This is a genomic window from Agrobacterium sp. K11 (genome assembly GCF_059429395.1).
On sequence record NZ_JCAHRB010000009.1, the window covers coordinates 217,786 to 231,147 of the forward strand.

Consider the following 13,362-nt stretch of genomic DNA (forward strand, 5'->3'; position numbering starts at 1 on the left):
TGTCTGATAACCTTATATGGTTTGATTGAAAATAGTATTTTTTCACAAACCGGCAAAAGCAAGGGCGAAAGACCTTTGCCCGGATATTTTAGGGCGGATTGGACGGAGAGGGTGGAATGACGATCGTGAGCGAACACGATATCGAGGAATTGCGGTTCTCGCTGAAGAACAGGCTGGGCGAGGCATTGCTGCTGACATCGCAGGAAGACATGCTGCGCTATTGCCGCGACTGGCATGGCGACGTCACCAGTTCGGCGGTAGCCGTCATCCGCCCCCGTTCGACCAAGGAAGTCTCCGATACGGTTCGCGCCTGCGCTGAACTCGGTCTCGCCATCATCCCTCAGGGCGGCAATACCGGGCTGGTGCTCGGCGGCATTCCCGATGAGCCAAAGCGTCAGGTCGTGCTGAGCCTCGAGCGCATGAACGCCATCCGCACCATAGACAGCGACGATTTTTCGGCTGTCGTTGAAGCCGGCTGCATTCTGTCGGAATTCAAGGATGCGGTTCAGGACAAGGGAATGTTCTTTCCGCTGTCGCTCGGCGCGCAGGGCAGCTGCCGCATCGGCGGCAACGTCTCGACCAATGCTGGCGGCATCAACGTTCTGCGTTACGGCATGACCCGCGAACTGGTGCTCGGTCTCGAAGTGGTATTGCCTGATGGCACCATCTGGAATGGCCTGTCGACGCTGCGTAAGGACAATCGTGGCATTGACCTGAAGCAGCTTTTCATAGGCGCGGAAGGAACACTCGGCATCATCACGGCCGTGTCCGTAAAGCTCTACCCCAATCCAGAACATGTCGAGACGGCACTGCTCGGCCTCAATTCGCTGGATGACGCCATCAAGCTTTATCGCCGCGCCCGCCGCGAATGCTGCGACCTGATGTCCGCCTTCGAATTCATGCCGCCCGTCGCCTTCACGCTCGCAATCGAAGCAATCCCTGACCTTAAAATGCCGATCGCCGGAGATTATCCGGCCTATGTGCTGATGGAAATTTCCGGCTCGGGGCTAGTAGACACTGCCGACCTGATGGGACGGTTCCTCGAGGGCGTCATGGAAGACGGTCTGGTGCTGGACGGCGTCATCGCCTCCTCGCGAGCACAGGCGCAATCGCTGTGGCTTTTCCGCGAGGGCATGAACGAGGGTCAGGCGCTGCGCGGCAGCCATATGCGCACCGATATTTCCGTGCCGCTGTCAAAACTTGCGGCGTTCGTGGCCGAAGCAGAGGCTGAACTGGCGGAAAAACTGCCGGAATGCCTGGCGGTTTCCTATGGCCATGTCGGAGACGGCAACGTCCATCTCAACGTGCTGCCGCCAAACGGAGCAACGCCGCAGGAGCGCGAAGCTTTCATCTACAAATCGAAAACCCTCGTCAACGAAGTCCTTGACCGTTACGTCGGCAGCATCAGCGCCGAGCACGGCATCGGCCGCCTGAAACGCTCCGATTTCGAAAGCCGGCTATCTGATGTGCAGCGCCGGATGATCACGGGTTTGAAAAATGCCTTTGACCCCGATTTGCGTATGAATCCCGGTTGCCAGATAACCCTGCAACCGGATAGCTAATCGACAAACAGCAAAGGCGGCGGAATACGCTGCCTCTGAAAACCCCGCTGACGGCGAAGGAGGAAGTCGCCTGCTGCGGGAAAAAACGGACCAATCGTTTCTGTGGAACGGGAGCAATCATGACGCTGGAGTTCAGTCAGATACATCGCAACGATCATCTGCCCGGCCGGATCGCCGCGGAGATCGCCCGCGAAATCAATGATTCGAAACTCGGGCCGGGCGACAGGCTGCCGACGGAACATGTTCTGGCGAAAACCTTCGGCGTCAGCCGCTCGGTCATTCGTGAAGCGATCGCGCAATTGCGCAACGAAGGTTTTGTCGAAACACGGCAAGGCGTGGGCGCTTTCGTCACCGATCCCCGGCAGAGACTGTCCATTCGCATCGAGCGGTCCCGTCTGAACGATCCGGAAAATTTCCGCGATCTCTTCCAGCTTCGCATGCCGATGGAAATCGAGGCGGCGGGTCTGGCAGCACTCCACCGCAACCCGCAGCAGCTGGCGCGGCTGGCGGCGGCACTGGAAAAGATGCGAACGACCGACGACTGGTCGACGGAGGGCGTTGCGGCCGATCTCGACTTTCACCGTATTCTGGCGGAAGCGACGCAGAACGAATATTTCCTGATGTTTCTCGGCTTTATCGCAGAACGCATCAGCTCGGCTATCAACATCGCCTTCTCCCGTGCTATTTTCGGGGAAATCCTGGAGGTGACGATCGCCGAACATGTGGCAATCTTCGAAGCCGTCGAACGCGCCGATGCGACTGCGGCCAAGGATGCGATGCGCAAACATCTGCTCGGGGCAGCAAGCCGGGTCAATCTGGAACTGGATATCTTCTGAGCCGCAAACAGAAGCTTAAACGGCAAAGCTATAGGACAGGTTTCGCTGCTTTCCGGCAATCCAGAGGCGAAAGACGATAATTTTGTCTGCGGTGCCGCTAGACTCGCTGTAAAAGTCATACTAAGAAGAATGAGATTAGGTTGTCAGACATCCAGACAATATGACCGCAGGAGGCGGCTGTCGGAGGGCTGAAGGGGAGGATATATATGACCGGCTCAAGGTCCATCGACGCTACCGCTATTTTGCCTGAAGACTTTGAAAACGCCCTGCTCGTCGGCCGCGTATGGTCGAAAAGCGAAGGCGGCCCCTGCCCCGTTCTGCTAAAAGGCGGCGTGCTTTACGACCTCACCTCTCTTTCGCCGACCATGTCTGAACTTCTGGAAAAGACGGATCTGGTGGAGCTGCTTGCAGACACCGGCACATTCGTGGCGCTTGGCGCGCTCGAGGCCTTTCTGGATGGCTCCGCTGGTGAACTTCTCGCCCCCAACGATATTCAGGCCGTCAAGGCTGCAGGCGTGACCTTCGCCGACAGCATGCTGGAACGCGTGATCGAGGAGCAGGCCAAGGGCGATCCACTTCGCGCGCAGGAAATACGCGGACGGCTGGCGCCGGTTCTCGGCGACAATCTCAAGGGACTTGAGGCCGGTTCGGAAAAAGCAGCCGAAGTGAAGAAACTGCTGCAGGAAATGGGCCTGTGGTCGCAATATCTGGAAGTTGGCATCGGTCCGGATGCGGAGATATTCTCCAAGGCGCAGGCCATGGCCTCCGTCGGCTGCGGCGCGCTGATCGGCGTTCACCCGAAGTCGCAGTGGAACAACCCGGAGCCGGAAGTGGTGCTGGCCATTGCCTCCGACGGCCGTATCGTTGGCGCGACGCTCGGCAACGACGTCAACCTGCGTGACTTCGAGGGCCGCTCCGCGCTCCTGCTCAGCAAGGCAAAAGACAACAACGCATCCTGCGCAATCGGTCCCTTCATCCGCCTGTTTGATGGACGCTTTACCATCGAAGACGTGAAGAAGGCGCAGATATCGCTTCTGGTCGAAGGCGAGGACGGCTTCACCATGACCGGTGCAAGCGCAATGCAAGCGATCAGCCGCACGCCGGAAAACCTCGCTTCCCAGCTCTTGAACCGCAACCATCAGTATCCTGACGGCGCCGTCTTTTTCCTTGGTACGATGTTTGCGCCGGTAAAGGACCGCCATGGCCCGGGTCTCGGCTTCACCCACTCCAAGGGCGACCGTGTCGAAGTCTCCACGCCCAAACTCGGCAAGCTGATCAACTGGGTCACGACGACAGACGAATGCCCGGAATGGACATTCGGCACCGCGGCCCTCATGCGCAACCTGGCGAAACGCGGGCTGCTCTAGGCAATCCAGCAAAACTGCATCGCGGTTTTGCGCCCAGAATTGCGAAAACCCATAGGTGGAGCATTGAGGGCGATCCTTCGTCGAAAATGCTCCAGATATTTCTTCGGGAGGGGAAAATGCAAAAGACCATCAATCTCTTTTACCGGATTCTCGAAATCATTCTCGTCCTGCTGCTCGCCGGCATGTCGATCATGGTCTTCGTCAACGTTGTCATGCGTTACACGATGAATTCCGGCATCAATATCTCGGAAGAATTGTCGCGATACTTCTTCGTATGGCTGACCTTCATCGGCGCCGTACTGACCTTCCGTGAAAACAGCCATATGGGCATCGAAACTCTCGTGATGTTCCTGTCGCGCCGCGCCCGTGTCGTGTGCATGGTCTTGTCGAACATCATTATTCTGGGCTGTTCCGCCATCTTCTTCTGGGGAACATGGAAGCAGTCTGCCATCAACGCCAGCATGCATGCGCCTGTCACCAAGCTGTCGATGATCTGGGTCTACGGCATCGGCATGTTCACCGGCGGCCTGATGTTCATCATCGCTCTGGAACGCCTCTACCGTTATGTGACGGGCCGCGTGACAGAGGATGAAATCGCCCAGTTCGCCGGCGAGAACCTCACGATCGAACAGCTTTCGGAGCGCTGATACCATGACACTTTTCGTTTTTGTCGGCTCTCTTCTCGGAGCCATGGCGATTGGCGTTCCCGTCGCTTTCTCGCTGATGTTCTGTGGTGTCGTGCTCATGTGGTACATGGGCATGTTCAACACAGCGATCATCGCCCAGAACATGATCTCGGGCGCGGACACCTTCACGCTGCTCGCCATCCCCTTCTTCATTCTGGCTGGCGAACTGATGAACTCCGGTGGTCTTTCCCGCCGCATCATCGACTTTGCGATTGCGCTTGTGGGCCATATCAGGGGCGGTCTCGGCATCGTGGCGATTGTCGCGGCCATCATCATGGCCAGCATCTCCGGTTCGGCCGCTGCCGACACCGCAGCCCTTGCCGCAATCCTCATCCCGATGATGGCGAAAGCCGGTTACAACATTCCGCGCTCCGGCGGCCTCATCGCTGCAGGCGGCATCATTGCCCCGGTCATTCCGCCCTCCATGGCCTTCATCGTCTTCGGCGTCGCCGCGAACGTTTCGATCACCCAGCTTTTCCTTGCCGGTATCGTACCCGGCATTCTGATGGGCATTTCGCTGATCATCGCCTGGCTGATCGTGGTCCGAAAGGATAACATCAAGCCCCTGCCCAAGACCTCGGGCAAGGAACGTCTGGTTGCCACGGTCCGCGCTGGCTGGGCGCTTGGCATGCCGGTCATCATTCTGGGCGGCATCAAGGCAGGCATCATGACGCCGACGGAAGCCGCCGTTGTCGCTGCCGGCTACGCTCTTTTCGTCGGCATGGTGATCTACCGCGAACTGAAGCCGGCGGATCTGTTCCACGTTCTTCTGCGCGCTGCCAAGAGCACCTCGATCATCATGTTCCTTGTCTGCGCAGCCCTCGTCTCCGCATGGCTCATCACGGCTGCGAACATTCCAAACGAAGTCGCCGGTTATATCGAACCGCTGATCGATCGTCCGATGCTTCTGATGGTTGCCATGATGGTGCTGGTCTTCATCGTAGGAACCGCGCTCGACCTTACACCGACCATCCTGATCCTGACGCCCGTTCTGATGCCCATCGTCAAGCAGGCAGGCATCGACCCGGTCTATTTCGGCGTCCTCTTCATCATCAACAATGCCATCGGCCTGATTACCCCGCCGGTCGGTGTCGTGCTGAACGTCGTCTCAGGCGTCGGACGCATCCCGCTCGGCAAGGTCACGATCGGTGTCTGGCCTTTCCTCGTTGCAGAAACCATCGTTCTGGCGTTGCTCGTGATTTTCCCGGACATCGTGATGGTTCCGCTGCAGTACCTTCGTTAATCGCCACTTCTCAACCAAAATCCAAGGGAGGATATTATGAGAAAGCTTCTTCTGACCACCACGGCCATCGCTTTCGCGGTGGGCGCCGCAGCCCCGGCAATGGCTGAATTCAACAGCCGCAACATCCGCGTTTCGAACGGCATCAACCAGGACCACCCGGTCGGCAACGGCATCAAGGCGATGCAGGCCTGCCTCGACGACAAGTCGGGCGGCAAGCTGAAGCTGACAGCATTCTGGGGCGGCGCTCTCGGCGGTGACCTCCAGGCGACGCAGGCCCTGCGCTCCGGCGTTCAGGAAGCAGTTGTTACGTCCTCGTCACCGCTCGTCGGCCTGATCCCGTCGCTCGGCGTCTTCGACCTGCCGTTCCTGTTTTCCAACGCCAAGGAAGCCGATGCCGTGATGGATGGCGCCTTCGGCGACATGATGAACAAGAAGCTGGAAGAACAGGGCCTCGTAAACCTGGCCTACTGGGAAAACGGTTTCCGCAACCTCTCGAACTCCAAGCACGCCGTGAACAAGTGGGAAGACTTTTCCGGCCTGAAGGTTCGCGTGATGCAGAACAACATCTTCCTCGACACCTTCCAGAACCTCGGCGCCAATGCAACGCCGATGGCTTTCGGTGAAGTGTTCTCGGCACTTGAAACCAACGCGATCGACGCACAGGAAAACCCCTATGTGACGATCGACACCTCCAAGTTCTACGAGGTGCAGAAGTACATCACCGAGACGAACCACGCCTACACGCCGTTCCTCTTCCTCTTCTCCAAGCCGATCTTCGACAGCTACACGCCCGAAGAACAGACGGCCCTGCGCGAATGCGCAGTCGTCGGCCGTGACGAAGAGCGCAAGGTCATCCGCGAACTGAACCAGAAGTCGCTGGAAAAGATCAAGGCTGCAGGACTTGAAGTGAACTCGCTGTCTGCGGAAGAGCAGGCACGTATCCGCGAAAAGTCGATGGTCGTCTACGAAAAGCACAAGGCTGAAATCGGTGCCGACGTCGTTGACGCCGTTCTGGCGGACCTGAAGAAGATCCGCGGCCAGTAATCCTGTCTGGATAAAATTAAAACACCCGGAGGTCAGCCTCCGGGTGTTTTTGTTTATGCGAATACAGAAAAGAAAAAGGCTGCCAAAGCAGCCTCTTCCAGAAAATCAGGACGCCGTGCGGTTTTGCCGGTTGGCGATGAGATCTTCGACCACCGCGGGATCTGCAAGCGTCGATGTATCCCCAAGCGCGCCGAAATCATCCTCCGCGATCTTGCGCAGAATACGCCGCATGATCTTACCCGAACGGGTCTTCGGCAGGCCTGGCGCGAACTGGATCTTGTCTGGCGTCGCAACCGGCCCGATCTCGTTGCGGACGTGCTTTACCAGCTCCTCGCGCAGCGCATAGTCGCCGCTCTGGCCTGCCATCAACGTGACATAACAATAAATGCCCTGCCCCTTGATGGCATGGGGGTAACCCACGACCGCCGCTTCCGAAACCTGATGATGCGAAACAAGTGCCGACTCGACTTCGGCGGTGCCGAGGCGGTGGCCGGAGACGTTCAGCACGTCATCGACGCGGCCAGTGATCCAGTAATAACCGTCCTCATCGCGCCGGCAGCCGTCACCGGTGAAGTACTTGCCCTTATAGGTCGAGAAGTAGGTGTCGACGAAGCGCTGGTGATCCCCGTAAACAGATCGCGACTGGCCCGGCCAGCTGTCGATGATGCAGAGATTGCCGTCGGCCGGCCCCTCCAGCACGTTGCCTTCGGCATCGACCAGCTGCGGCTGCACGCCGAAGAACGGCCTTGTCGCCGAACCCGGCTTCAGGTCCGTCGCACCCGGCAGCGGCGAGATGAGAATGCCGCCCGTTTCCGTCTGCCACCAGGTATCGACGATGGGGCTCTTGTCCTCGCCGACCACATGGTAATACCACTCCCACGCTTCGGGATTGATAGGCTCGCCCACCGTGCCGAGAAGCCGCAGGCTTTCGCGCGACGAACGCGTGACGAACTGGTCGCCCGCCCCCATCAGGGATCGGAGCGCCGTCGGTGCGGTGTAGAAGATGTTGACCTTGTGCTTGTCGATGACTTCCCAGAACCGTCCCTGATCCGGGAAGTTGGGAACGCCTTCGAACATCAGCGTCGTCGCACAGTTCGCCAGCGGCCCGTAGACGATGTAGGAATGGCCGGTGACCCAGCCGACATCGGCGGTGCACCAGAAGACCTCCCCGTCCTTGTAGTCGAAGACATATTCATGTGTCATCGACGTATAAACGAGATAGCCGCCCGTGGTGTGCAGCACGCCCTTCGGCTTGCCGGTGGAGCCTGACGTGTAGAGGATGAACAGCGGATCTTCCGCTCTCATCTTCACCGGCGGGCAATCCGGTTTCACCGTGGCGATTTCCTGATGGTACCAGATGTCGCGGCCGGGCGCCCAGCCCGTCTTGCCGCCGGTGCGGCGCACGACCAGAACCTTGTTGACGATGACATATTGCTTGGCAGCAATATCGATCGCCTTGTCGGTATTTTCCTTGAGCGGGATCGGCTTGCCGCCACGCACGCCTTCATCGCAGGTAATGACGAAGGTGGACTGGCAATCGACGATGCGGCCGGCCAGGGCTTCCGGCGAGAAGCCGCCGAACACGACCGAATGAATGGCGCCGATGCGGGCGCAGGCGAGCATGGCATAGGCCGCCTCGGGTATCATCGGCATATAGATGGTGACCCGGTCGCCCTTCTTGACACCATGCTTCTTCAGCACGTTCGCCAGGCGGCAGACATAGTCATAGAGCTGATTGTAGGTGATCTTCTTGTCGATATAGGGATTGTCACCTTCCCAGATGATCGCCGTGCGTTCGCCATGCGTCTTCAGGTGCCGGTCGATGCAGTTGTAGGAGACGTTCGTCAGGCCGTCCTCGAACCACTTGATCGGCACTCTTCCCTTGAAGGACGTGTTCTTGACCTTGGTATAGGGCTTGAACCAGTCGATCCGCCGGCCGTGCTTGTCCCAGAACTTCTCGGGATCCTCGACGCTCTCCTGATACCATTTCTGGTAACGCTCATTGTCGATGAGCGTGCGGGCTTTCGCCGATTTGAGCACGGGGTAGATTTTGGCAGACATGAACTCCTCCTGGAACCAGATATGGCTTGATATGCGCGACCTTGAGACTCCCACCTCAGGCATGTGTTGAATTCATAGCAGTTCAAATGCACACGGCAATTAGACAAAGGCATTTGTTTCGCAAAGAATTGCAATTATGATGCAATCCGGTTATAGAGCGCCAATATCCCGGAAATCAGTGGTTGATACCACGCCCGCGACCCCGGCGCGGACGGACAGAAGGACTGTATCTATGGCTCAACAATTGCTCATGCCAAAAGCTACGGCTGTATGGCTGGTAGACAACACCGCGCTGTCGTTCGATCAGATCGCCACGTTCTGCAAACTGCATCCGCTCGAAGTCAAGGCAATCGCCGACGGTGAAGCCGCGCAGGGCATCAAGGGTCTCGACCCGATCGCGACCGGACAGCTTTCCCGCGACGAGATCGCCCGCGCTGAAGGCAACCCGAACCACAAGCTCAAGCTTTCCGAGCCAAAGGTTCGTGTGCCGGAATCCAAGCGCCGTGGCCCGCGCTACACGCCGGTTTCCAAGCGTCAGGATCGTCCGAACGCCATTCTCTGGCTGGTCCGCAATCATCCTGAGCTGAAGGACGCGCAGATTTCGCGTCTTGTTGGCACCACCAAATCCACCATCGAGCAGATCCGCGACCGCACCCACTGGAACTCGGCAAACCTCACCCCGATGGACCCGGTAACGCTTGGTCTCTGCAGCCAGATCGATCTCGATCTTGAAGTTGAACGCGCATCGCGCGGCCGCCCGCTGCCGACAGCAGAAGAGCTTGGCAACACGCTGCAGCCGGCAACGGCGACGGAAGGTCTGGATTACAACTTCCAGCGCGACGAAGAAGAAAAGCAGATCGACGCGGATGCCGTCTTCAAGAAGCTCAGCTCGTTGAAATCGGCTCCGAAGGACGAAGACGAGGACGATCACTACTGATCGAAAGTCTTTCCGTTTATGAAAACCCGGCCGTCGAGCCGGGTTTTTTTGTTTTCAGAGCTTCAGGGCACTTCCAGTAAACCGGCTATGCGCTTTTACCGGAAATGCTCTAGCGGGCACCGAAGATTGCCGAGCCGACACGCACACTGGTGGCGCCGAATTCTATCGCCGTCTCGAAGTCCCCCGACATGCCCATGGAAAGCTTCTCGAGGCCGCATTGTCTGGCAAGCTTCGCCAGAAGCGCAAAATGCGGACCGGGATTTTCATCCGCAGGCGGAATGCACATCAGGCCCTCGACCGACAATTTCAGCTCGTCCCGGCAAAAAGCCACGAAGGCGACGGTCTCGCGTGGATCGATGCCAGCCTTCTGTGGCTCCAGCCCGGTATTGACCTGCACATAAAAACGAAGGCTGCGGCCCTGTTTGACGCACTCCTCGGAAAGCGCACGGGCGATCTTTTCCCGATCAACGCTCTGTACGACGTCGAACAGCGCAACGGCATCCGCCGCCTTGTTGGATTGCAGCGGCCCTATCAGGTGCAGCTCTATACCCGATGTCTTTTCTTTAAGCGCAGGCCACTTGCCCTGCGCTTCCTGTACGCGGTTCTCGCCGAACACGCGCTGGCCGCTGTCGATGACCGGCTGGATCTCTTGAGCATCGAACGTCTTCGAGACGGCGACGAGAGAAACATCCGTCGCCTTGCGGCCGGACTTTTCCGCTGTCTCCGCTATGCGTTGCCTGACATCCTCAAGACGTGCTTCGATTTCCATCACAGGACCTCTATTTGAAACATTCTGAACGCTAACTAGACGCCGATTGCCTTGATGCCAAGCGGGTTTAGCACCATTTGAGGCACGCTGGCCAAGATTGAACGCCCGGAGGCCCCGCCAAACTTGACGCCCCGGTCGTTTCATGGTGAAGGTCAGCGCAAATTTTTCCCCTCGATACCCGGAATTCTAAACAATGGCCATCGAACGTTACAATCCTCGCGACGCCGAGCCGCGCTGGCAGCAGAAATGGAACGAAGACAAGGTTTTCGTGACCGACAACAGCGATCCGCGCGAGAAGTATTACGTTCTAGAGATGTTTCCCTACCCGTCGGGACGCATTCACATGGGCCACGTCCGCAACTACGCGATGGGCGATGTCGTTGCGCGCTACAAGCGCGCGCGCGGCTTCAACGTTCTGCACCCCATGGGCTGGGACGCCTTCGGCATGCCTGCCGAAAACGCGGCTATGCAGAACAAGGTTCACCCGAAGGACTGGACCTATCAGAACATCGCCACCATGCGTGGCCAGCTGAAATCCATGGGCCTGTCGCTGGACTGGACCCGCGAATTTGCGACCTGCGATGTGGAATATTACCACCGCCAGCAGGCGCTGTTCGTCGATTTCATGGAAAAGGGTCTGGTCTACCGCAAGCAGTCCAAGGTGAACTGGGATCCGGTCGACCATACCGTTCTGGCCAATGAGCAGGTCATAGACGGCCGCGGCTGGCGCTCCGGCGCGCTGGTCGAACAGCGCGAATTGACGCAGTGGTTCTTCCGAATCACCGATTTCAGCCAGGATCTGCTGGACGAGCTGGACACGCTGGATCAGTGGCCGGAAAAAGTGCGCCTGATGCAGAAGAACTGGATCGGCCGCTCCGAAGGCCTGTCGCTGCGCTGGCAGACCGTTGCTGGCACAGTGCCGGAAGGCTTTGGCGACATAACCGTTTATACCACGCGTCCCGACACCCTGTTCGGCGCATCCTTCCTGGCAATCGCCGCCGACCATCCGCTGGCAAGAGAGCTGTCGGAGAAGAACCCTGATATTGCCGAGTTCTGCGACGAGTGCCGCCGCCATGGCACGTCTCTCGCAGCGCTGGAAACAGCGGAAAAGAAGGGTATCGATACCGGCGTCAAGGTCGTGCATCCGCTGGACCCGACGTGGGAACTGCCGGTCTATGTCGCCAACTTCGTGCTGATGGACTACGGCACCGGCGCGATATTCGGCTGCCCTTCGGGTGACCAGCGCGATCTGGATTTCGCCCGTAAATACGATTTGCCGGTGGTGGCCGTCGTTGCGCCGGAAGGCCCCGACGCCGCCAGCTTCACCATTGAAGACGTCGCCTTCACCGATGATGGCGTGATGATCAACTCCGGCTTCCTGAACGGCATGAACACGACTGACGCCTTTGAGGCGGTCGTGCAGAAGCTCTCTGCCCAGACGCTGGGCAACACGCCGCAGGCCGAGCGCAAGGTCAATTTCCGCCTGCGCGACTGGGGCATTTCCCGCCAGCGTTACTGGGGTTGCCCGATACCCGTCATCCATTGCGAAGTCTGCGGCGTAGTTCCGGTTCCGAAGAAGGACCTGCCGGTCAAGCTGCCCGACGACGTGACCTTCGACGTGCCCGGCAACCCACTGGATCGCCACCCCACATGGCGTCACGTTGCCTGCCCGCAATGCGGCCATGACGCACGCCGTGAAACCGACACGATGGACACATTCGTCGATTCCAGCTGGTACTACACGCGCTTCACCGCGCCTTGGGAAGATGAGCCGACGGATCCGAAGGTCGCAAACCACTGGCTGCCGGTGGACCAGTATATCGGCGGCATCGAGCATGCTATTCTGCACTTGCTCTATTCGCGCTTCTTCACCCGCGCCATGCGCGAGACCGGCCATGTCGGCGTCAAGGAGCCCTTCAAGGGCCTGTTCACGCAGGGCATGGTTGTGCACGAGACCTACAGCCACGGTGAAGGCCTGACCCGTGAATGGGTAGCGCCCGCCGACCTGCGCATCGAAGAGACTGACGGTGCCCGCCGGGCATTCCTCTTGTCCTCCGGTGCGGAAGTTAAGATCGGCTCGATCGAGAAGATGTCGAAGTCGAAGAAGAACGTGGTCGACCCGGATGATATCATCGCATCCTATGGTGCGGATACCGCTCGCTTCTTCGTCCTGTCGGATTCCCCGCCCGACCGCGACGTCATCTGGTCCGAAGCCGGTGTGGAAGGCTCAAACCGCTTCGTACAGCGCGTCTGGCGTATCATCGGCGAAGTCGCGACCGAACTGAAGAGCGTCACGCCGAAGCCCGCGAGCGAGGGCGAGGGCCTGGCAGTATCCAAGGCGGCCCACAAGACGCTGAAGGCCGTTCAGGAGGATCTGGACAAGCTTGCCTTCAACAAGGCGATCGCCCGCATCTACGAACTGGTCAACGCGCTCGCAGCTCCGCTGGCGGATGTCGCGGCTGGTGGCAAGCCTGATGACGTCAAGGCGGCGGCGCGTGATGCCGTCGAAATCCTCATTCGCATCATTGCCCCCATGACGCCGCATCTGGCCGAAGAATGCTGGTCGGCGCTGGGCAACGAAGGTCTCGTCGCCCAGACGCCGTGGCCAACTTTTGTACCCTCGCTGGTCGAGGAAAACGATGTGGTCATGCCTGTTCAGGTCAACGGCAAGAAGCGCGGCGAATTGACAATCGCGCGCGATGCGGATCAAGATGCGGTCCGAGCGGCTGCCCTTGCGCTGGATGCCGTCAAATCCATTCTTGCCGGTGGCGAGCCCAAAAAAGTCATCGTGGTTCCGCAGAGGATTGTGAACATTGTTGTCTGACGTTTTTTCGAGATGGAGCCGCGTTGCGGCAGC

At 58.8% G+C, this 13,362-nt stretch carries 10 protein-coding genes; 8 read left to right on the top strand and 2 right to left on the bottom strand.

Annotated features, from left to right (window positions below; genetic code table 11):
• Positions 1 to 116 precede the first annotated feature (116 nt).
• The 6 genes from AC5SEO_RS17600 to AC5SEO_RS17625 all read left to right on the top strand — a co-directional run bounded on the left by AC5SEO_RS17600 (position 117) and on the right by AC5SEO_RS17625 (position 6,738).
• Positions 117 to 1,562: an FAD-binding oxidoreductase gene (locus AC5SEO_RS17600; protein WP_003516535.1), complete on the top strand. Its 1,446-nt coding sequence runs from the start codon at positions 117 to 119 to the stop codon at positions 1,560 to 1,562.
• A 119-nt stretch (positions 1,563 to 1,681) separates the two neighbouring features.
• Positions 1,682 to 2,398 carry a FadR/GntR family transcriptional regulator gene (locus AC5SEO_RS17605; RefSeq protein ID WP_003516533.1) on the top strand — a complete coding sequence of 239 codons (717 nt, stop codon included), beginning with the start codon at positions 1,682 to 1,684 and terminating at the stop codon, positions 2,396 to 2,398.
• A 206-nt stretch (positions 2,399 to 2,604) separates the two neighbouring features.
• Positions 2,605 to 3,765: a fumarylacetoacetate hydrolase family protein gene (locus tag AC5SEO_RS17610; RefSeq protein ID WP_121556834.1), complete on the top strand. Its 1,161-nt coding sequence runs from the start codon at positions 2,605 to 2,607 to the stop codon at positions 3,763 to 3,765.
• Between the two features lie 116 nt (positions 3,766 to 3,881).
• A complete protein-coding gene (locus AC5SEO_RS17615; RefSeq protein ID WP_003516529.1) occupies positions 3,882 to 4,412 on the top strand; it encodes a TRAP transporter small permease in 531 nt (176 codons plus the stop codon).
• Positions 4,413 to 4,416: 4 nt separating this feature from the next.
• Positions 4,417 to 5,694, top strand: coding sequence for a TRAP transporter large permease (locus AC5SEO_RS17620; protein WP_003516526.1), 1,278 nt, complete (start codon positions 4,417 to 4,419; stop codon positions 5,692 to 5,694).
• 36 nt (positions 5,695 to 5,730) lie between these two features.
• Complete coding sequence (locus AC5SEO_RS17625) at positions 5,731 to 6,738, top strand: TRAP transporter substrate-binding protein (RefSeq protein WP_003516523.1); 1,008 nt, start codon at positions 5,731 to 5,733, stop codon at positions 6,736 to 6,738.
• A gap of 105 nt (positions 6,739 to 6,843) precedes the next feature.
• On the opposite strand, the gene acs is transcribed toward AC5SEO_RS17625, so the two are convergent.
• The gene (gene acs, locus AC5SEO_RS17630) at positions 6,844 to 8,799 is read right to left on the bottom strand and encodes an acetate--CoA ligase (RefSeq protein ID WP_003516521.1); all 1,956 of its coding nucleotides are present in this window, start codon (positions 8,797 to 8,799) and stop codon (positions 6,844 to 6,846) included.
• Positions 8,800 to 9,031: 232 nt separating this feature from the next.
• On the opposite strand from acs, the gene AC5SEO_RS17635 reads away from it, so the two are divergent.
• Positions 9,032 to 9,736, top strand: a complete 705-nt coding sequence (locus tag AC5SEO_RS17635) for a DUF1013 domain-containing protein (RefSeq protein ID WP_003516519.1) — start codon at positions 9,032 to 9,034, stop codon at positions 9,734 to 9,736.
• 109 nt (positions 9,737 to 9,845) lie between these two features.
• Here AC5SEO_RS17635 and AC5SEO_RS17640 read toward each other — a convergent pair whose 3' ends face one another.
• The gene (locus AC5SEO_RS17640) at positions 9,846 to 10,505 is read right to left on the bottom strand and encodes a YggS family pyridoxal phosphate-dependent enzyme (RefSeq protein ID WP_003516516.1); all 660 of its coding nucleotides are present in this window, start codon (positions 10,503 to 10,505) and stop codon (positions 9,846 to 9,848) included.
• A gap of 193 nt (positions 10,506 to 10,698) precedes the next feature.
• On the opposite strand from AC5SEO_RS17640, the gene leuS reads away from it, so the two are divergent.
• Positions 10,699 to 13,329, top strand: coding sequence for a leucine--tRNA ligase (gene leuS, locus AC5SEO_RS17645; RefSeq protein WP_113291835.1), 2,631 nt, complete (start codon positions 10,699 to 10,701; stop codon positions 13,327 to 13,329).
• Positions 13,330 to 13,362: the final 33 nt, after the last annotated feature.